This window comes from Acinetobacter sp. 1207_04 (assembly GCF_052850415.1).
In genome coordinates this window covers 101,619-122,103 of record NZ_VXCQ01000001.1, presented here as the reverse complement: position 1 = coordinate 122,103, position 20,485 = coordinate 101,619, and the positions used below count along the sequence as shown (strand labels likewise).

Below are 20,485 nucleotides of genomic sequence, written 5' to 3'. Positions count from 1 at the left end.
AATTTATATTTTTTGTTATCAAATGTATTATAGTTAGTATATAATCTTGATATCCATCCAGATTATAAGAAAATACCAACCAATAGGGGATGATTGGATATGAAAACTCAATTACACAAAATAGCAATACTCGGGCTTTTTTTAGGATTTACTGCACAAATGGGGCATAGCGCTGCCATTAAAGATACACATAGAGCAATTACATCAAGCGTGGTGATTGAACGTCAATCTCCTATTGAAAAAGCTTTACTGCAACAAAAGCAACAAAAGCGTAGCGAACAAAAATTGATCACTGAAACAGATGAATTAAAAGTACTGACTTCACTTAAGTCTGCACCTACACAGAATTTTTTTGCTGAACAACACCAACGTTTTTCACGTTTTGTGCAGGCATTTTTCCAACCGCATAACTCTTAAAATAGTATTTGTAGTCATTTAAGACTACTGACTAAATTCACTTCCCCAAAGAGAATTAACTTGCTCAATCGTTTATTGGTGAATTAGCCCTTAAGCGATTGGGCTTTTTCGTTATAATAGTATCAATTTATAGTTTGAATAATAGCTTACCATGACCGTTCGTACTCGTATTGCTCCCTCTCCTACAGGTTTCCCCCATGTAGGTACAGCTTATATCGCCTTGTTTAACTTATGTTTTGCTAAACAACATGGCGGTGAATTTATTTTACGTATTGAAGATACTGACCAAGTTCGCTCCACTCCTGAATCTGAAAAAATGATTTTAGATTCATTGCGTTGGTTAGGTCTAAATTGGTCTGAAGGTCCAGATATTGGCGGACCTCATGCACCTTATCGTCAATCTGAACGTATGGGTATTTATAAGCAATATGCACTTGAGTTGGTTGAAAAAGGTCATGCCTTTTATGCCTTTGAAACGGCTGAAGAATTAGATCAAATGCGCGCAGATCAACAAGCACGTGGTGAATCACCTCGTTATGATGGTCGTGCATTAAACTTATCTGCTGAAGAAGTAAAAACTCGCCTTGCAGCAGGTGAAGCGCATGTGATTCGAATGAAAATTCCAACTGAAGGTATTTGTCGCTTTCCAGACATGCTTCGTGGTGAAATTGAAATTCCATGGACACAAGTGGATATGCAAGTGCTGTTAAAAACAGATGGCTTGCCGACTTATCATTTAGCGAACGTGGTTGATGACCACTTAATGGAAATTACTCATGTAATTCGTGGTGAAGAATGGATTCCATCTGCACCAAAACATCAATTACTTTACCAATATTTTGGTTGGGACATGCCAACACTGTGCCATATGCCTTTGTTGCGTAATCCTGACAAATCAAAATTATCTAAACGTAAAAATCCGACATCAATCAACTACTACAAAGATATTGGTGTACTTCCTGAAGCATTATTGAATTATTTGGGTCGTATGGGTTGGTCAATGCCTGATGAACGTGAAAAATTCAGCCTTGCAGAAATGGTTGAAAACTTCGACATTAAACGTGTATCACTTGGTGGTCCAATCTTTGATGTTGAAAAACTCAATTGGCTCAATGGTCAATGGATTAAAGGTTTAACACCAGGTCAATTACTCGATACGTTATTGACTTGGAAAGCAGATCGTAAATTACTTGAAGATATTGCCGCTGCAATTCAACCGCGTATTAACTTATTGTCTGAAGCTGTGAATTGGGCAGGTTTCTACTTCAATCAATTCCCAACTTTATCTAAAGAACAATTTGAAAGTAAAAAATTGTCAGAAGAACAAGTTCGTCAAAGTTTACAGTTTGCTATTTGGCGTCTAGAAAGCATGTTTACATGGAACAATGACACTGTGAGCCAAACTTTAATGGATTTGGCAACACAAATGGAAATTAAACTACGTGATTTCATGCCAACATTCTTTATTGCCATTGCAGGTTCAACATCCTCGACCCCTGTTATGCAGTCAATGGTGACGATTGGACCTGATTTGACCTTTGCTCGTTTACGCCATGCGCTTGAAATTGTTGGTGGCCCGAGTAAAAAAGAAACAAAAGTATGGGAAAAACTCAATGAAAGCTTAAAACTGCCGAAAAATGATGCAGTTGATAACACTTAATTGAATTTAATGTTGACGTATAGGCGCTATGCCCCTAATATAGCGCCCATACAGAGACTAGGTTCAAAACTTAGTTGGTAAGATCCTACAATGACATTGTTAATGTAAATTTTACTGCTGTTGCCTCGATTGTCCCTATCGTCTAGAGGCCTAGGACATCGCCCTTTCACGGCGGTAACCGGGGTTCGAATCCCCGTAGGGACGCCATATTTAAGATGGCTTTGTTTGAAGTTATCTTCGTAAAAAACCCAAGCATTATGACTTGGGTTTTTTATTGCCTATTTTTCACGATGTATTTATTTATACCTATAAAATCAGCACGCTTTTTACATTCGTCAATATTCCGATTAAAATAACACTCAGATTAAATCTGTGGAGTCCTCATGCAATACCAATGCCCTAAATGCCAGAGCCGAAAAATTCTTCCAGTTGCAAGTGCCAATGAACCTGCAGTACGCCCTGTCGTGCCGAAAAGCTTGGTATTCCTTATCCCATTAATTTTCATTTTATTGCTTTTAGTTGTTATTAGCATTTTTATGATGATTTTTGGTAATGGTGCAGGTCAAACACTCCAAATTGCAACTGTGGTTATTTTTATTGCCTCAGCCATTGCCGGAATTTTATTTTGGCGTGATCTTCCTGATTTTAAAATTTCAATGCAATCTTTCATGCAAGCCAATAAAGAGTGGAAATGCCGTGATTGCAATCATCAATGGAAAGTTTAACCCTTAATCTTATAAATAGAAAACAGCATCAATGTTGATGCTGTTTTACAGAATTTGAATGTTCATGTGACTCATGATCGTCATTCACTGACTGTTCACTATGTAAATGTGGGGCACACTCATCGTCTTCAATCTGTAAAGTCATTTCAGTAATCCCATGTTGATGACTGAGTATTTCCATTGCATCTTGATACAACTGGTTGCGATCTACTTGTGGTGCCAATAAATGTACCGTCAAATGTACATTTTTTGAAGTAATTGCCCAAACTTTCAGTTGATGAATACTCTCCACACCTTTTAAAGCCAATAAATCATTACGCAATTTCTCAATATCAATTTCTTCAGGTACACCCTCTAACAAAATATTGATACTTTGTTTTAACAAAACCCAAGTTCTTGGTAAAACCCAAAAACCAATCAATACTGCAATAATAGTATCGACCCACATCCAACCCGTGAAATAAATAACTGTAGCACCGATAATAACGCCAACAGAACCAACTGCATCACTCAATACTTCAAGATAAGCCCCTTTTACATTCAGGCTTTCTTGCGAACTTGAAAATAAAATTTTCATAGAAATTAGGTTAATAATCAAACCAATTACCGCAACAATCATCATACCAAGACTTTGAATTTCAGGTGGATGACTAAAACGCTGATACGCTTCATACAGAATATAAATCGCAACAACAAAGAGCATCATGGCATTAAACAATGCCGCTAAAATTTCAAAACGCTGGTAACCAAAAGTGCGCTTATCATCGGCAGGCAATTTACCAATTTTAATCGCAACCAAAGCAATCGCCAAAGCCGCAGCATCAGTAAACATATGCGCTGCATCGGACAACAATGCTAAACTTTGTGTCATAAAACCCGCAATCACTTCAATGACTAAGAAGGTCGTTGTTAACACTAAAGCAAAGGTTAATTTTTTTGCATTTCCTTCTGTTACAACAGCATGACTATGATCATGACCTGCATGATTACCCATTTTTCACCTCTTTTTATTGCTTTGACCTGATGGACTAATAATTAACTCAACCACAGATACTAATGATAATTATTATCAAATAATAAAATTCTCATATATACTTCATCCATTTTAAGACCAACGCTATAAACTATAACCTTACATTAGGATTCAAAACCGATGAAAAAATATATCCTTTCTACTTTATTTTTCAGCTTAGCAACAACATTAACATATGCACATGAACCCTATGTTGCTCCTCTAAGCTATATCACGTCAAATACTCAAATTCCTGTGATTAGTGCCTATGCTGAGCAAGCACTTCAACCAGAATATGCATTAAAACAACCTACATTTAATATCATTCAACCTGATCAAAGCAAAATCAGTATTCCATCTGAAAGCGATTTAAAATCTGTAAGTTTGATTGATTTACCGCTCCCTCAAAAAGGTACGTATCAAATTTCAAGTAAAGTATCTTTCCCTTTAAAATACGTACAGCACAATAAAGAATGGAAAACCTTTTTTGATATGCCCGCAGATAAAGCAAAAGATATTAAAGAGCGTGATTACATTATTCCTTCTGACTTCAAAAAATCACCTACTCCTATAGAAATCACACGTGAATGGTCAATTCAGAGCTATGTTTCTAAAGAAGAAATATCACCTCTACAAAGTACAATTGATGCACCTATTCAAGTTGAGTTCAAAACCCATCCAAATAACATTAATGCACAACAACCCATTCAAATAACAATTAAAAAATCTGGTCAAGCACTAAAAAATCCCGAGCTTGTTGTACGAGCGCAAGGACAAGAAGAGGATGATGCAACACACGTTACTGTTGATACAAATGGCCTAGCGACTTTAAATTTCCCACATGCAGGTCAGTATCTTGTTGAAGTCAGTGAGAAATTCAATAAAACAGCTAAACCAACCAATCAGTACTACACCATTATTAGCTTAGGTGTTCAACCTGCAACGAAATAAAGAAAAACTCTTTGTTTCAACCTCGCTCTTTCATAGGAAAAAGCGAGGTTCTTATTTTAAATACGCGTTCTTAATGTTTAGGATTTAATAATATCAACTTTCTCTTTCCGCTCATTCATCCAACGGTAAATTACAGGTAAAATGAACAAGGTTAGTAAAGTGGATGATACAATTCCGCCAATAACCACAGTTGCAAGTGGACGCTGCACTTCTGCACCCGTTCCTGTCGCCAATGCCATTGGAATAAAACCAAGCGATGCGACACAAGCTGTCATCAATACAGGACGTAAGCGCAGAATTGCACCCTGCCATGTTGCCTGCACAACATCGAATTGCTGACGCAATTCTTTAATAAACGTAAGCATCACCAAGCCATTTAACACAGCGACACCAGACAGTGCAATAAAACCAATACCAGCCGACATCGACAATGGAATATCACGTAACCACAATGCAACTAGTCCACCGCACAGCGCAAAAGGTACACCTGTGAATACAAGCAAACTTTCTTTCACATTGTGAAAAACTGCCATAAGTAGAATAAAAATGGTGATCAGCGCCAACGGAACAACCAACTGCATTCGAGCTTTGGCAGATGTTAGGTTTTCAAATTGCCCACCATAATCCAACCAATAACCTGATGGCATTTCTTGTTTAGAGAGTGTGCTTTGCAGTTCCTTCACAAAAGAACCTAAATCCCGTCCTTCAACATTGGCAGTCACAACCACACGGCGTTTACCATCTTCTCGACTGACCTGATTGATGCCCAGAATATTCTCAACTTTTGCCACATCTTGCAGTTGAATCAAACCACCATTCGGAATTTGAATCGGCAATGTTGCTAAATGTTCAGGTGTGCGCTGTGCATCATCTAAACGAATGACAAAATCAAAACGTCGATCGCCTTGTAAAATCTGCCCGACATTTTGACCACCTACACTCGTTGCAACCAAGTCCTGAACGGCTTTTACCGACAAACCGTATTGGGCAGTTGCAGCTTTATTCACTTCAATATTCAGCAATGGTAAACCCGAAGTTTGTTCCACATTGACTGCCGTGGCACCTGAAATACTTTTTATTTTCTGTGCAATTAAATTGGCTTGCTGATTTAGCACCTCCATGTCATCACCAAAAATTTTCACACCTACATCACTGCGCACACCTGAGATTAACTCATTAAAACGTAGTTCAATCGGTTGAGAAAATTCACTGTTATTGCCAGGTAAAGTCGCCAAAAATGCAATCATACGTTGACGCAATTCATCCAAAGTTTCCTTTGGATTTTTCCATTGATCACGTGGTTTCAGTAACAATACTGCATCGGAAATATTCGGTGGCATTACATCGGTTGCGACTTCTGCTGTACCTGTACGAGCAAAGATCGCTTTAATTTCAGGAAATTCTTTCAACAACAGCTTTTCAGTATTTTCCTGCATACGTAAAGACTGCTCTAAGCCTGTACTTGGTGAGCGCATTTGCTGAACTGCAAAATCACCTTCACTGAGTTGCGGGGCAAACTCACTACCAATTTGTGTCGCTAGCATGCCTGTTAAACACAAAATACACAGCGCAATCGTGACCATGAACATTTTAAATTCATAAGCCCAATTCAAAAGCGCTTCATATTTTTGCTTTAGCCACAGCATCCAACGACTTTCAGTTTCTTTAACTTCACCATTAACAAATAAAGCTACTGCTGCAGGGATAAAAGTCACCGATAGAATAATTGCCCCCACCAAAGCCAAGACCACAGTCATTGCCATTGGATGGAAGAGTTTAGCTTCTACACCTGACAATGCAAAAATTGGTAGATAGACGACAAGAATGATCAATTGACCAAAAATAAGCGGACGACGTGCTTGCTTAGCGGCTAGAAAAACTTCTTTAAAACGCTCAGAACGATTAAGCAAGCGCCCTTTGGCATGTTGCGCTTCTGCAAGCCTGCGGATACAGTTTTCCACAATCACCACTGCACCATCGACAATAATGCCGAAGTCGAGCGCACCTAAGCTCATCAAGTTAGCACTAATTCTTTGCTCCGCCATTCCTGCCAATGTAAATAACATTGATAACGGAATCACGCAGGCAACAATTAAAGCCGCACGGAAATTCCCAAGGAATAAAAACAAAATCACAATAACCAGAATCGCCCCTTCTACAAGGTTTTTCTGCACAGTAGTAATCGCGCGTTCAACCAGATCTGTACGGTCATACACGGTTTCTATCACAATGCCTTTGGGCAAAGATTGCTGGACTTCTTTCACTTTGGCATCGACTGCCTTGGCAACTGTTCGGCTATTCTCACCCATCATCATCATGGCAATGCCAAGTACAGTTTCTTCACCGTTATAGGTTGCACCACCTGTACGCAAATCATGACCAATGGACACAGTAGCTACATCTACCACCCGAATTGGAAAGCCATTTTTATTACTTACATTTACATTTTGAATATCTTCAATACTGTTTAATGTACCTGGCACACGAACCGTCAACTGCTGACCATTGGTTTCAATAAAGCCTGCACCACGGTTTTCATTATTTTCCGTAAGTGCAATTTGTAGATCTGACAATGGAATTTGTAACTGTTGCAAGCGATTTAAATCGGGCGTTACCACATAGGTTTTATTAAAACCACCAATAGAGTTAACCTCTGCAACACCTGCGACACGTTGTAACTGCGGACGTACAATCCAGTCTTGAATTTCACGTAAATCCATCGCTGTATAAGGTGTGCCATCGGGCTTTTTCGCATTCGGCTCTGCTTTAATCACCCATTGATAAATTTCACCTAAACCTGTCGACACAGGTGACATAGTTGGTGCAATACTTTCAGGCAACTCGGCTTGCGCTTCTTGCAAACGCTGATTAATCTGCTGTCTTGCCCAGTAAATATCCGTACCATCTTTAAAAATTATGGTGACTTGTGATAAACCATAACGAGAAATAGATCGGGTTTGCTCAAGTTTTGGTAAACCTGCCATCGCATTTTCAATCGGGTAGGTGATGCGTTGTTCAACTTCAAGCGACGTAAAGCCTGTGGCTTGCGTGTTAATTTGCACCTGCGTATTGGTAATGTCAGGCACAGCATCAATCGGTAATTTCTGATAACCATAGATACCCACACCAATCCAAGCGATAATAAACAGCATCACCCAAATCGCGTTTTTAATGGAAAATTGAATCAACCGATCGAACAATCCGTCAGGTTTTGGCAATGCTGAAGCCATATCTATATCTAATTTAGAATCAGAAGAATCATTAATGCTCATGACTCGCTTCTCCTTTTTCCAATTCAGATTTCAGCAAGAAACTGCCCTGCCCTGCATATTGCAGACCTTGCGTTAACCCTGACTCAATTTCAATCCATTGACCATCACCTGAGATTTGTCCCAAAACAACAGCCTGCGGGGTAAATTCAATTTTTTTGTCGTGTTCATGCGCCACGAAAACAGCATCTTTACCTTCAATTTTCTGTACCGCACTTTTCAACACACGCAGTGCCTGAGTTGAGCCATTTTGTTGTAATTGAACATTCACCATCAAATTTGGACGCAGTTCAGAGGCATTGGATAAAACTTTGGCACGAATCTGTAAACGACCTGTTTGAGCATCTGCTTCACTGTTTAAACTTTGAATTTGAGCTTTGAAAATATTGCCTGTTTGCAAAGATTTAAATTCAATTTGCTGATTGGGAGCAATCGCTGAAAATTCAGCACTTGGCGCAATAAATTCAAGCCATAACTGATCGAGTTGATCAATAATAAAGAGCTGATCTGCCAACTGAACATTTTCACCAATCACTAAATCTTTTTTACTGATCACACCTGAAATGGGTGCAGTCAATACATAACGTCCATTTGAACCTAAAGATGCACCAAAAGCAGAAAGGCGTGATTTAATCGCTTGCACCTGAATTTGTGCTTGTTGATAAGCGTTATAAGCACGTTGATAATCTTGTTTCGCAGAAATTCCCTGTGACCACAATTGACGCTCACGTTCATAATCTTGCTTCGCCAATTGCAGATTAGACTGTGCAATTTGTAAATTAGACTGCTGATCAACCAAATCAGGTACGAGCAATGTTGCCAAAGCCTGACCTTTTTTTACCTGCTGACCAAGCTCCACACTGACTGATTGCACATGACCACTAAATGCAGGTGACACATGCGCTTGACGATCCGTATTGACCATTAATTTTGCAGGATAAGAAGCTGATTTTGTGACTGCACCTAATTCTACTTTAGCAAGCTGTACACCTTGTTCAGCCATTTGCTGAGCCGTTAAACTAATGGCTTCGCCGTGACCTTCTCCTTGTTCGCCTTCCTCATGTGCATGCTCGCTCTCTTTATGCACCTCTTCCCCATCACCTTCTTTATACGCATGTCCTTCTTCTGCGTGAGCTTCCGATTCACCATGCCCATGCTCATCGGTTTCAGCAGGTTTATTTTTTCCAACAATAAACAATCCAAACGCAAGCAATGCTGTAATTACTAAAGCAATTCCAATTAATAGCTTTTGGGAAACTTTTCCTTGTTGATTCTGATTTTGAATATTCATTTTATCTTTTTGATTCAACATGATTAATTTCCCCCACCCACAACAGGTAATGCCTGTGTGTCCTGCCATAAACTTTGATTGAGCTGAGCAATTGCATCTTTTGCCATCACCTGACTTGGCTCAATTCCTAAACTCAGACTTTCTGCCTCAATTGCACGTTGCCAACCATCTTTAAGCAATTGCACCTTACGCAAACGCACATCCTGTAACTGCAAAGTCGCCTGTTGCACATCAGTCACAGCGAATTTTCCTGCAATAAATCCCATCAATGTTTTACGCTGTACTTGTGTCGCTAAAGGAATTTGAGATTGATCCACCGCATTGAATTGCACCTCCAAACCTTGCAATTCCGTCAATAAAGTTCCCACTTGCAAGGCATTTTGTTTCAGATAAAATTCCTGCTGTTTCGCCAATAAATCCTGTTTAGCTTGTGCAATTTCTACACCATACTGCTGACGATTAAAAATATTCAGAGGAATAGAAACCCCAACCACAAATGCATTTTCTGTCGAGGTTTCAAGGGATTTTGTTCTATTTACCCCTACATTTACAGTTGGATTCGGGCGTGCAGAAGCTTTCAGCTGATCTACTGTTGCTTTTGATTCCAGCACCTGTAACTGACGAAATTTTTCCATCAGATTTTCAGACAAATATTGCTGAACTTGCTGATGCGTAGATGATGGCCACAAAGCCTGTGGGCTCAAACCGATCCGAATATTTTTATCTGACTCACCCCAAACATTGGACAGTTGTTGAGTTGCAACTTGTACTTGCAAATCTGCTTGGCGATAAAGTCGTACATTTTCTGCATGGCTAAGTTTGGCACGATCTACATCGACCTGTGCCACACTTCCTGCCTGATAACGCTTTTGAATGGCATTAAAATTATCTTCGCTGACATTCAACTGTTCACGAATAATATTTTTTCCCAATTCAAAAATTGCTAATTGCGACCATAAATATTTAACCGCCAACTCAAGTTGAGCCCGATATATTTTTTGCTTCAATGACATTTGGTCTTGGGCGATATATGCTAATTTCTGAGCCGATTTCCGCTCACCAAATACATCTAAGCGCTGAGAAATACCAATTTCTAGCTCTCTGTCTTGATCTGAATCGAAACCTGTTTGCGTTATGGATAACTCAGGATTTATCCACAGTTTTGACTGTTTTATATTTGCAGTTGCAATATGTTGCTGAGTTTCCCACAGCCCTTGAGTCTGCTGATACTGCTCAACTTTGCTGATGGCTTGTGCTAAATTCAGTGTTGAATTTGGTGTTTCAGCCCAAGTCGTAGCTGACATTAAGGCAAGAATAATTCCAGCATATAAAGCACTCTTGCACTTCAATGATGATAATGAACCCGTTGCATAGGGTTTTCTGTTAGACATGTTGATGCCCCACTAAAATGAATGTTTAGTGGTGGGCTCTTTTTCGGCTACCCCACCTTATAGCGGGGATGATACGGGCGGAGGATTGGGCAGAATTAAATGTGGCGACTGATACAAATTATGCCAATCCATAAATGCAGATTCAGGATGTATTATAAATTTTGGTTGCTCAGATTGTTTCTGAACATCTTTAACAATGAAATGTGCAAATGAAGGTAAATGATCACTATGATCGTCACTTAAATGGTTCAAAAAATCACTTTGTTGTAAATAATCAACTTGTACTAAAGAATAATTATATTCGCTAGATTCAATGGCATGCTGTTGTTGGTCTTGCCTACAATGTAAAGCAACATGGTGACCAAAATGCGTAGAAACAAGCTGATTTGAAGAGATTGTACTTTCATGACCACAAAAAGCTGCCGCCACATTCCATAAACTTTGAAACATGAACAAACTCAATAAGACGGTCATCAAAATACCAGAACGCTTCACATATCGACCCAAAAATTACATCTTGCTAATATAACAAAAGATGTCTTGTTATAAAATTACACTGCCATTTTTATGATGCTGATCACAACAATATTAAAATAAACTTACATATTCAAAAAACATACAAAATAATATTGACACGTTACATTTAATGATTTGCAAACTTTTAAAAACACGCTAAATTAGTTATATCTAATCAGTTTTTAGATTAGTCCTCACTTTTACTTTGTTAACGGATTAACAAGGAGGTTTATATGTTGACACATCTTTTAAGACGTTTGAAGCATGATGCCAAAGAGGAATTATATGCTCCACTTTCGCATTCAATTGAGGAACACACGGATCAAGCAATCCGTAATACGATGTGGTTTTACTTACGAGAAGCACTTCGTGGCGATCAAGAAGCTCAATATCAAATAGGTCGAAGCTATTTAAATGGTGAACTTGGACTAGACCGTAGTTTTTCGCATGCGGAAAAATGGCTTGATCAAGCTGCTCATCAAGGGCACATTGCTGCAAAACATGAGCTAGAGAAAGCCTACAATAGTCTAGTATTTTCATAACCTCATCCTATTCTAAACATATTGAATTTATTTATTTAAAACCTGTCTATAGACAGGTTTTATTTGATTGACAGCTTATTTTTTATTCGATATCTTGCTTTAAATGAATAAGTTAATACAAAAACAATATGACAAGTATCACACTTCTGAAAGGAATACAGAACTATGAACTTTTTCAGAACCATTATTCAAATGAAAATAAAGTTTCTTTCATCCTTTATTCATCAATATTCGTCTGAACACTCTTCTCAGTCTGATGCTTACCTAGACTATTTAAAAGCACGGCGCTATGAGTTTAAAGCCATGTATCAAGCCCGAGATACTATAGATCCTTTTTATAATCTGAATGAACGCAATGCAATGTGGTATTTCTTACATTCAGCATCAGAGGGCTATAGCTCTGCGCAGTTTAAACTTGGGCAATGCTATTTAACAGGGCAGTTAGGACTTCAAAGCAATCCACAAAAAGCGCAACAATGGCTGGTACTTGCAGCTGATCAAGGGCATTTAGAAGCTAAAAACACTTTATTACGCATCGCTATTACCTCTTAACCAGAGAATTAATGACTAAAGTTATATTTTTCAATCAGCTATAAAAAAACCAGCCCGAAAGCTGGTTTTTTGTTTTTAAAATTAGGGATTAACCACCAATTTTACGATATTTTTGACGCTTAGCTACAAGATCATCACCATCGCGTTTACGACGGTATTCTTCGAACTCAGTATAGTTACCGTCGAAGAATTCTGGTGTTTGACCTTCAAATGACAATATATGCGTTGCAATACGGTCTAGGAACCAACGGTCATGCGAGATCACCATTACAGTACCTGGGAATACTAAAATTGCATCCTCAAGCGCACGTAAAGTTTCGATGTCCAAGTCATTCGATGGTTCATCGAGTAAGATCACGTTTGCACCCAATTGTAGGATTTTCGCAAGTTGTAAACGATTACGCTCACCACCTGACAATTGACCTACGCGTTTTTGCTGATCTTGACCTTTAAAGTTAAAGCGACCGATATATGCACGAGATGCAATTTCATATTCGCCAATCTTTAAGATGTCTAAACCACCAGAAACTTCTTCCCAAACAGTTTTATCATTATCCAATGTGTCACGAATCTGACCCACATACGCAACTTTAACCGACTCACCAAGTACTACCGTACCTGTATCTGGTTGTAGCTCGCCTGTCATCATACGGAATAAGGTAGTTTTACCTGCACCATTCTCACCCACAATACCGACAATCGCTGTTGGTGGTACTGTGAAGGTCAAATCTTTATACAACGTACGGCCATCAAATGATTTACTAATACCTTGAACTTCTACAACCTTGTTGCCTAGACGTGGGCCAGGTGGAATGTAGATTTCAGAGGTTTCATTACGTTGTTGGAACTCACGTGAGTTAAGTTCTTCAAAACGCTCCATACGCGCTTTGTTTTTCTTTTGCTGACCTTTCGCATTTGAACGAACCCATTCAAGTTCTTTTTTCAATGCTTTAGCAAAAGATTCTTCTTGTTTGTTCTCTTGTTCTAAGCGGGCATTTTTCTGCTCTAACCAAGAAGAATAGTTCCCTTGATATGGAATGCCCATGCCACGGTCAAGCTCAAGAATCCATTCAGCAACGTTGTCTAAGAAATAACGGTCATGCGTAATTGCAACGATTGTGCCTGCAAAATCTTTCAAGAATCGTTCTAACCAAGCAACAGATGAAGCATCTAAATGGTTCGTTGGTTCGTCAAGAAGTAACATGTCAGGTTTAGATAACAATAAACGACATAATGCTACACGGCGGCGTTCACCACCTGAAAGCAATGATACGTCTGCATCCCAAGCTGGAAGGTTCAAGGCTGCAGCCGCTTGATCCATTTGGTTGCCAAGATTATGTGCATCCCAAGCATGGATAATTGCTTCTAACTTTTCTTGCTCTTTTGCAAGTTTGTCAAAGTCAGCATCTTCAGAAGCATATTCTGCGAAAACTTCATCCAAACGTGCCAAAGCATCTAATGGTTCGCGTAAACCATCTTCCACATTACCACGAACGTCTTTAGTGTCGTCTAAAGGTGGTTCTTGCTCAAGGTAGCCAATTTTGATGCCCGGTTGAGCACGTGCTTCACCAGAGAAATCTTTGTCTACGCCAGCCATAATACGGAGTAAGGTAGATTTACCTGCACCGTTTAAACCAAGTACACCAATTTTCGCACCTGGAAAGAATGATAAAGAGATGTCTTTTAAGATTTCGCGCTTAGGCGGAACCATTTTCGACACACGGTTCATCGTGTAAATATACTGGGCCACGTAGGACTCCTCTATAAAAAAAGCAACATTCACCTAAACATGAATATTCAGTGAACAATAATTTGGGGCATTATACGATGAAAGCATTAAAAAAATAAGGCATTGCTGAAATCTTCAATCAGTTGTTACAACTCTCTGTATGCTGCATTTTATTCCTCCACATCCCTTACGCTATTTAATTGGGAGTTCACTCAAAAATTTCAACCATATATTTAAATAAGATATTTATTTCCATAAATATGCACTTTTACATATATAAAAAACTGCTAGACTGTCGAAATAAACGACAATACTCGATGATGGAATCATGACATATAAAGATGAAACATTAGCCATTCATGCAGGCTATGAACCTGAAGCAACCACTAAAGCCGTTGCTGTACCTATTTACCAAACAACTTCTTATGCTTTTGATAATACACAACATGGTGCCGATCTTTTTGATTTAAAAGTTCAGGGGAATATTTACACTCGAATCATGAATCCAACCACAGCCGTACTTGAGCAACGTCTTAGCGCACTAGAAGGTGGTATTGGTGCTTTAGCTTTGGCTTCAGGTATGTCTGCGATCACCTATTCAATTCAGACCATTGCTGAAGCGGGTGACAATATTGCTTCTGTTTCAACATTATATGGTGGAACATATAACTTATTTGCCCACACACTACCTAAACAAGGTATTGAAGTTCGTTTCTTTGATTATCAACAGCCTGAAAGTTTACGTAGCTTAATTGATGAAAAAACCAAATTAGTTTTTGTTGAATCAATCGGTAATCCACTTGGTAATATTATTGACCTTGAAGCGATTGCAAAAATTGCGCATGAATATGGTATACCTGTGATTGTCGATAATACTGTTGCCACCCCTGCTTTACTCAAACCTTTTGAACATGGCGCAGACATTGTGGTGCATTCTTTAACCAAATATATTGGCGGTCATGGTAATTCAATTGGTGGTGCAATTGTCGATAGCGGTAAGTTCCCTTGGGGTAAGTATCCTGAGCGTTTCAAAGTCTTGAATACGCCTGATCCAAGTTATCATGGCGTGAACTATGTAGAAGCTTTAGGCGAAGCGGCTTACATCGCTCGTGCACGTGTTGTACCACTAAGAAATACAGGTGCTGCAATCAGCCCATTGAGTGTATTTTTAATTTTACAGGGTTTAGAAACTTTAAATTTACGTATGGAACGCCACACTGAAAATGCACAAAAAGTCGCTGAATATCTGAAAACCCACACAAAAGTCAAATGGGTAAACTATGCGGGTTTAAAAGATCATCCACAACATGCTTTGGCTCAAAAATATGTGAAAGGTAAACCTTCAGCAATTTTATCTTTCGGTGTACAAGATGGACTTGAAGGTGGGACACGTTTTATTGATGCACTGCAATTATTCACTCGTTTGGTCAATATTGGCGATGCAAAAAGCTTAGCATGTCACCCAGCAACGACGACACATCGTCAGCTCAATGAAGAGGAATTAAAAGCTGCAGGCGTGAGTATTGATATGGTTCGTCTTTCTATTGGTATCGAACATATTGATGATTTAATTGCAGATCTAGAACAAGCATTATCTAAGGTTTAATCAAAAAAAACATATAAAAGCCTATCTTTGTGTAGGCTTTTTTAATTTAAACTTGACCTGAGCTTAAATAACAGTAAAAATCACTTTATATCATTTAGCCAACATTATAAAATAGAGCAATTACTCTAAAATAATTTTAAAATTCATATACTTATATGCTAGTATTTTTTTTATTTTCCGTTATTATTGCCGCACTAAAATGCCTAACTTTTAGACAACTTGCATCTATCTCAATAACGATGCATGCTTATATTTATTCATTTCAATCGTCAGGGAAACGGTTATGAATCAAAAATTAGAACAACTTTTTCAACAAAAAGTTCAGGGTAAAATTGCGCTAATCACAGGCGCATCAAGTGGTATTGGTTTAACCGTTGCAAAACGTTTAGCAGCAGCGGGTGCTCATGTACTGCTCGTGTCACGCACAGAAGAAACACTAAAAGAAGTCCAAGCTGAAATTCAAGCAGATGGCGGTCAAGCCTCAGTTTTTCCATGTGATTTAAATGACATGAATTCAATTGATGATGTGTCTAAACAAATTTTAGCCTCAGTCGATCATATTGATATTCTCATTAATAATGCAGGACGCTCAATCCGCCGTGCCGTACATGAGTCAGTTGACCGTTTTCATGACTTTGAACGCACCATGCAGCTGAATTATTTCGGTGCAGTTCGCCTTGTATTAAATATTTTGCCACAAATGATGCATCGTAAAGATGGGCAAATCATCAATATCAGCTCGATTGGTGTCTTGGCAAATGCAACTCGCTTCTCTGCTTATGTTGCATCGAAAGCAGCGTTAGATGCGTTTAGTCGTTGTTTATCTGCTGAAGTTCATTCACATAAAATTTCGATTACTTCTGTGTATATGCCTTTAGTTCGTACACCCATGATTGCACCGACTAAAATGTATAAATATGTCCCTACACTTTCACCAGAGCAAGCAGCCGACTTAGTAGCTTATGCGATTGTGAAACGTCCGAAAAAAGTGGCGACGCATTTAGGTCGTTTGGCTTCAATTACTTATTCAATTGCCCCAGAGATTAATAATAAATTGATGTCGATTGGCTTTAACTTGTTCCCAAGCTCAAGTGCATCTGTAGGTAAACAAGATAAATTAAACTTGGTACAACGTGCTTACGCTCGATTGTTCCCTGGCGAACATTGGTAAGATTCTTCTCACCAGTTCGATCTAAATAAAAAACCGCCTTTCGGCGGTTTTTTATTTAGAGGTATTAAAAATTACTTTGAACCCTTAATCCCTGCTTGTAATAACAATGCACCTAAACCACCAATTTTAGCTTCTTGTGGTTTAGTAGACTGTGGTTTCTTCGCTTGTTGTGGACGATCCCCCTGCGGACGAGTCTGTTGAGGACGTTTCGCTTGTGGTTTACGTTCACCACGTTGTTCAGTATTGGCTTGAGCTTCACGACGTGGCTGACGTGGTGCTTTTACAGGTGCTTCCGAACCTTCAGGACGCATCGACAAATTCACACGATTACGTTCAACATCTACGGCCAATACACGTACTTGAACAATTTGACCTGGTTTTGCCACTTTATGTGGATCAGATACAAATTCATTGGCAAGTTCAGAAATATGCACTAAACCATCTTGATGCACACCCACATCTACAAATGCACCAAAATTGGTGACATTGGTAATCACGCCTTCTAATTGCATACCTTCAGTAAGCTGTGATACTTGTGTGATGTCATCACGGAATTTTGCTGTACGGAATTCAGGACGTGGATCACGACCCGGTTTTTCCAATTCAGACAAGACATCTTTAATCGTTGGTAAACCAAATACATCATCAACAAATACTTCCGCATCAACCTGACGAATAATTTCAGTATTACCAATAATGTCTTTTACCGTTGTTGCTTTGGCTTCAACAATTTTATTCACTAAGCCGTAAGACTCAGGATGTACTGCAGATGCATCAAGCGGCTCTGAACCATCCTGAATACGTAAAAAACCTGCTGCTTGTTCAAATGTACGTTCGCCTAAACGAGGGACATTTTTCAACGCTTGACGGTTGTCAAAACGACCATTTTCTTTACGGAAGTCAACAATTTGTTGCGCAATTGATTTATTCAGACCTGCGATATAACCCAAAATAGCCGCTGATGCTGTATTCACATCCACACCAACCGAGTTCACACAGTCTTCAACCACTGCTTCAAGCGTTTTTGCTAAACCTGTTTGATTGACATCATGTTGATATTGACCCACACCAATAGATTTAGGATCAATTTTCACAAGTTCCGCCAATGGATCTTGTAAACGGCGAGCAATAGATACAGCACCACGAATAGATACATCTAAATCTGGGAGTTCATTTGAAGCCAATTCTGATGCTGAATACACCGATGCACCTGCTTCAGATACTGAAACACGCGTCATCGTCAAATCAGGATGTACAGCCATCATTTCAGCCACAACCGCTTCAGTTTCACGACTTGCTGTGCCATTGCCAATCGCAATCAAATCAACATTGAATTCACGGCAAAGACGTGCTAACTCAGCAATTGAACCTGCTTTATCTTCTTTCGGTGCAAATGGATAAATCGTACTGTGTGCAAGTACATCACCCGAATTTGAAACGACTGCAAGTTTAACACCTGTACGAATACCAGGGTCTACACCGAGTGTTGTACGTGCGCCCGCAGGTGCAGAAAGTAATAAATGACGTAAGTTTTCTGCAAAAACATTCATCGCTTCCGTTTCTGCATTTAGACGTTTTTCAGTTAACAATGAATGTTCAACCGTTGGACGAACTTTACCCAACCAGAACAATTTTGCTGTTTGTTTTAAGAAATCTTGACGTGCTTGTGGCTGAACAGTTTCTAAATCATATTCAGTTTCAATACGTGTCAGTGGCGCAGCATCTTCACCATCTACTTTTAATCCCAAGACATTTTCTTGGCGACCACGAAGCATCGCAAGTAAACGATGTGAAGGTACTTTGTTAAAATTTTCAGAGAAATCGAAGTAATCACGGAATTTTTTACCAACTTCTTTTTTCTCTTCACTTGCAACCAAACTTTTAAGCGTCGCTGTTTTTGCAAACATCGCTTTGAGTTCTGTCGTCAAGCCAATATTTTGAGCCCAATCATCAATAATAATATGTTGAATGGCATCAAGCTGGCTTTCAAGATCAGCATAATTTTCATGGCTAAAACTTGCCAATGCTTCAGCTGGATCAATTTGTTCTGCAATGATTTTTTCAGCGATTGGCCCTAAGCCCGCTTCTTTTGCTTTAAATGATTTACTGGTACGTTTTGGACGGTACGGTGCGTAAATTTCTTCTAATGCATTTTTAGTTTCTGCCCCGTTCACACGAGCAAGTAAATCATCTGATAATTTATTTTGTTCTTTCAGTGATTCAAGGACTTTCTCACGACGTTCAAATAAATCACGTAAATAAACAAGTCGTGTATCGAGTTGGCGTAATTGGATATCGTCTAGGCCTTGCGTTACTTCTTTGCGGTAACGTGCAATGAATGGAACACTAGAGCCTTCATCAATCAGTTTAATTGCAGCTTCTACTTGGTTGGGACGTACGGCAAGTTCACTTGCCAACTGCTGAACTAAGTCAGTCATCGTGTTTAATTCCACAAGGATAAGGACTAAAAGTTAGTGATTATAAAGACCAAGACTATAAAATCCACACTTGTTTTTCAAATTGCGAAAGAAAAAAACTATAAAAGGAGAATTTTCAATAATTTTACCTATGCAATCAGTCATTTCTATCATATTGCTAAACACTGATTTTACATAGAAAAGCATCAATTTTATTCCGTTCAAGATACTTTTAACTTATTCAATATAAAGCATAAAATCATATTCTTAAAAACAACGTTATTTTGTTGAATCATAGTGAATGACTTAAAATCTTCTGAGATGTTGTTTTTTGGTTTAAAAACACCCTTTAAATTGTAATTTTGAGCAAATTGATACATAGTCTTAACAAGAACTTAGGCATTATACTGAGACTAACGAATATCTATAATTTACAACATTTAGGGAGTGCATCATGAGTTTAGTTGTACCAGCTGAAAAGACAGATGTCGTACAAGGTGAAACGGATCGTGTCGAACGCATTTTAGTGGTCGATGATGATGTGCGCTTACGTACCCTGCTACAGCGTTTTTTAGAAGATAAAGGCTTTGTGGTCAAAACTGCCCACGATGCAACTCAAATGGATCGCTTGTTACAACGTGAATTATTTTCGCTTATTGTGCTCGACTTTATGCTTCCTGTTGAAGATGGCTTGAGTATTTGCCGACGTTTACGTTCTTCAAATATTGATACACCTATTATCATGCTCACTGCGCGTGGTAGTGACTCTGACCGTATTGCAGGTTTAGAGGCAGGTGCAGATGATTACTTACCAAAACCATTCAACCCTAATGAGTTGTTAGCACGTATTCGTGCAGTACTGCGTCGCCAAGTGCGTGAAGTTCCAGGTGCACCAAGCCAAAATGTTGAAGTGGTTTCATTTGGTCCTTGGTCACTTGATTTATCTACACGGACACTAACACGTGAAGGTCAAGTTGTGACTTTAACCACAGGTGAATTTGCTGTTCTTAAAGCCTTAGTACAACATCCTCGTGAACCATTGACACGTGATAAGTTAATGAATCTTGCACGTGGTCGTGAATGGGGTGCAATGGAGCGCTCTATTGATGTACAAGTTTCACGCTTACGCCGTTTGATTGAAGAAAACCCTGCTCGTGCGCGTTATATTCAAACGGTTTGGGGTGTTGGTTATGTATTCGTTCCAGATGGTGCTGAATAATCAATTTATTAAAATAA

General features: G+C 38.9%; 16 protein-coding genes and 1 tRNA gene. 10 read left to right on the top strand and 7 right to left on the bottom strand.

The annotated features are described in order from the left end of the window. Positions 1-99: 99 nt before the first annotated feature. From FW754_RS00540 to FW754_RS00525, 4 genes are all read left to right on the top strand, one after another. Positions 100-417, top strand: coding sequence for a DUF4179 domain-containing protein (locus FW754_RS00540; RefSeq protein WP_409509872.1), 318 nt, complete (start codon positions 100-102; stop codon positions 415-417). A 151-nt stretch (positions 418-568) separates the two neighbouring features. Beyond that, positions 569-2,077, top strand: coding sequence for a glutamate--tRNA ligase (gene gltX / locus FW754_RS00535; RefSeq protein WP_446323573.1), 1,509 nt, complete (start codon positions 569-571; stop codon positions 2,075-2,077). Positions 2,078-2,208: 131 nt separating this feature from the next. Then, positions 2,209-2,284: transfer RNA gene (locus FW754_RS00530), tRNA-Glu, on the top strand. Positions 2,285-2,460: 176 nt separating this feature from the next. Beyond that, positions 2,461-2,802: a hypothetical protein gene (locus tag FW754_RS00525; RefSeq protein ID WP_409509870.1), complete on the top strand. Its 342-nt coding sequence runs from the start codon at positions 2,461-2,463 to the stop codon at positions 2,800-2,802. 28 nt (positions 2,803-2,830) lie between these two features. Here the strand turns inward: FW754_RS00525 and FW754_RS00520 are convergent, their stop codons facing one another. Beyond that, complete coding sequence (locus FW754_RS00520; protein WP_419345798.1) at positions 2,831-3,796, bottom strand: cation diffusion facilitator family transporter; 966 nt, start codon at positions 3,794-3,796, stop codon at positions 2,831-2,833. A gap of 159 nt (positions 3,797-3,955) precedes the next feature. On the opposite strand from FW754_RS00520, the gene FW754_RS00515 reads away from it, so the two are divergent. Then, complete coding sequence (locus tag FW754_RS00515; protein ID WP_446323572.1) at positions 3,956-4,765, top strand: DUF4198 domain-containing protein; 810 nt, start codon at positions 3,956-3,958, stop codon at positions 4,763-4,765. A 77-nt stretch (positions 4,766-4,842) separates the two neighbouring features. Here FW754_RS00515 and FW754_RS00510 read toward each other — a convergent pair whose 3' ends face one another. From FW754_RS00510 to FW754_RS00495, 4 genes are read right to left on the bottom strand one after another with little or no spacing between them, the layout of a single operon-like run. After that, complete coding sequence (locus FW754_RS00510) at positions 4,843-7,995, bottom strand: efflux RND transporter permease subunit (protein ID WP_446323692.1); 3,153 nt, start codon at positions 7,993-7,995, stop codon at positions 4,843-4,845. 31 nt (positions 7,996-8,026) lie between these two features. After that, on the bottom strand, positions 8,027-9,346 hold the full coding sequence (locus FW754_RS00505) for an efflux RND transporter periplasmic adaptor subunit (RefSeq protein WP_446323571.1): 1,320 nt from the start codon (positions 9,344-9,346) through the stop codon (positions 8,027-8,029). A 2-nt stretch (positions 9,347-9,348) separates the two neighbouring features. Next, positions 9,349-10,716, bottom strand: coding sequence for a TolC family protein (locus FW754_RS00500; protein WP_446323570.1), 1,368 nt, complete (start codon positions 10,714-10,716; stop codon positions 9,349-9,351). Between the two features lie 57 nt (positions 10,717-10,773). Continuing rightward, positions 10,774-11,211: a cation efflux protein, CzcI-like gene (locus tag FW754_RS00495; RefSeq protein WP_446323569.1), complete on the bottom strand. Its 438-nt coding sequence runs from the start codon at positions 11,209-11,211 to the stop codon at positions 10,774-10,776. Positions 11,212-11,465: 254 nt separating this feature from the next. Here FW754_RS00495 and FW754_RS00490 point away from each other — a divergent pair, with 254 nt between their 5' ends. Further along, a complete protein-coding gene (locus tag FW754_RS00490; protein ID WP_446323568.1) occupies positions 11,466-11,774 on the top strand; it encodes a hypothetical protein in 309 nt (102 codons plus the stop codon). A 165-nt stretch (positions 11,775-11,939) separates the two neighbouring features. Then, a complete protein-coding gene (locus FW754_RS00485; RefSeq protein ID WP_446323567.1) occupies positions 11,940-12,326 on the top strand; it encodes a tetratricopeptide repeat protein in 387 nt (128 codons plus the stop codon). Positions 12,327-12,414: 88 nt separating this feature from the next. On the opposite strand, the gene ettA is transcribed toward FW754_RS00485, so the two are convergent. Next, positions 12,415-14,076, bottom strand: coding sequence for an energy-dependent translational throttle protein EttA (gene ettA, locus FW754_RS00480; RefSeq protein WP_409509862.1), 1,662 nt, complete (start codon positions 14,074-14,076; stop codon positions 12,415-12,417). A 307-nt stretch (positions 14,077-14,383) separates the two neighbouring features. On the opposite strand from ettA, the gene FW754_RS00475 reads away from it, so the two are divergent. Together FW754_RS00475 and FW754_RS00470 are read left to right on the top strand one after the other, a co-directional pair. Continuing rightward, positions 14,384-15,661 carry an O-acetylhomoserine aminocarboxypropyltransferase/cysteine synthase family protein gene (locus FW754_RS00475; RefSeq protein ID WP_409509861.1) on the top strand — a complete coding sequence of 426 codons (1,278 nt, stop codon included), beginning with the start codon at positions 14,384-14,386 and terminating at the stop codon, positions 15,659-15,661. Between the two features lie 283 nt (positions 15,662-15,944). Next, entirely contained in the window at positions 15,945-16,832 is an 888-nt protein-coding gene (locus FW754_RS00470) for an SDR family NAD(P)-dependent oxidoreductase (RefSeq protein ID WP_409509860.1), read from the top strand. A gap of 71 nt (positions 16,833-16,903) precedes the next feature. Here FW754_RS00470 and FW754_RS00465 read toward each other — a convergent pair whose 3' ends face one another. Continuing rightward, complete coding sequence (locus FW754_RS00465) at positions 16,904-19,270, bottom strand: Tex family protein (protein WP_446323566.1); 2,367 nt, start codon at positions 19,268-19,270, stop codon at positions 16,904-16,906. A gap of 433 nt (positions 19,271-19,703) precedes the next feature. Between FW754_RS00465 and ompR the strand changes: the two genes are divergently transcribed. Beyond that, the gene (ompR, locus tag FW754_RS00460; protein ID WP_409509858.1) at positions 19,704-20,468 is read left to right on the top strand and encodes an osmolarity response regulator transcription factor OmpR; all 765 of its coding nucleotides are present in this window, start codon (positions 19,704-19,706) and stop codon (positions 20,466-20,468) included. The last annotated feature ends 17 nt before the right edge of the window (positions 20,469-20,485 follow it).

Bases quoted from the DNA above. Each gene is read 5' to 3' on its own strand.
- FW754_RS00485 (WP_446323567.1), top strand. From the start codon at position 11,940: ATGAACTTTTTCAGAACCATTATTCAAATGAAAATAAAGTTTCTTTCA.
- FW754_RS00540 (WP_409509872.1), top strand. From the start codon at position 100: ATGAAAACTCAATTACACAAAATAGCAATACTCGGGCTTTTTTTAGGA.
- FW754_RS00525 (WP_409509870.1), top strand. From the start codon at position 2,461: ATGCAATACCAATGCCCTAAATGCCAGAGCCGAAAAATTCTTCCAGTT.
- ompR (WP_409509858.1), top strand. From the start codon at position 19,704: ATGAGTTTAGTTGTACCAGCTGAAAAGACAGATGTCGTACAAGGTGAA.
- FW754_RS00490 (WP_446323568.1), top strand. From the start codon at position 11,466: ATGTTGACACATCTTTTAAGACGTTTGAAGCATGATGCCAAAGAGGAA.
- FW754_RS00515 (WP_446323572.1), top strand. From the start codon at position 3,956: ATGAAAAAATATATCCTTTCTACTTTATTTTTCAGCTTAGCAACAACA.
- gltX (WP_446323573.1), top strand. From the start codon at position 569: ATGACCGTTCGTACTCGTATTGCTCCCTCTCCTACAGGTTTCCCCCAT.
- FW754_RS00505 (WP_446323571.1), bottom strand. From the start codon at position 9,346: ATGTTGAATCAAAAAGATAAAATGAATATTCAAAATCAGAATCAACAA.
- FW754_RS00520 (WP_419345798.1), bottom strand. From the start codon at position 3,796: ATGGGTAATCATGCAGGTCATGATCATAGTCATGCTGTTGTAACAGAA.
- FW754_RS00465 (WP_446323566.1), bottom strand. From the start codon at position 19,270: ATGACTGACTTAGTTCAGCAGTTGGCAAGTGAACTTGCCGTACGTCCC.
- FW754_RS00510 (WP_446323692.1), bottom strand. From the start codon at position 7,995: ATGGCTTCAGCATTGCCAAAACCTGACGGATTGTTCGATCGGTTGATT.
- FW754_RS00500 (WP_446323570.1), bottom strand. From the start codon at position 10,716: ATGTCTAACAGAAAACCCTATGCAACGGGTTCATTATCATCATTGAAG.
- FW754_RS00475 (WP_409509861.1), top strand. From the start codon at position 14,384: ATGACATATAAAGATGAAACATTAGCCATTCATGCAGGCTATGAACCT.
- FW754_RS00470 (WP_409509860.1), top strand. From the start codon at position 15,945: ATGAATCAAAAATTAGAACAACTTTTTCAACAAAAAGTTCAGGGTAAA.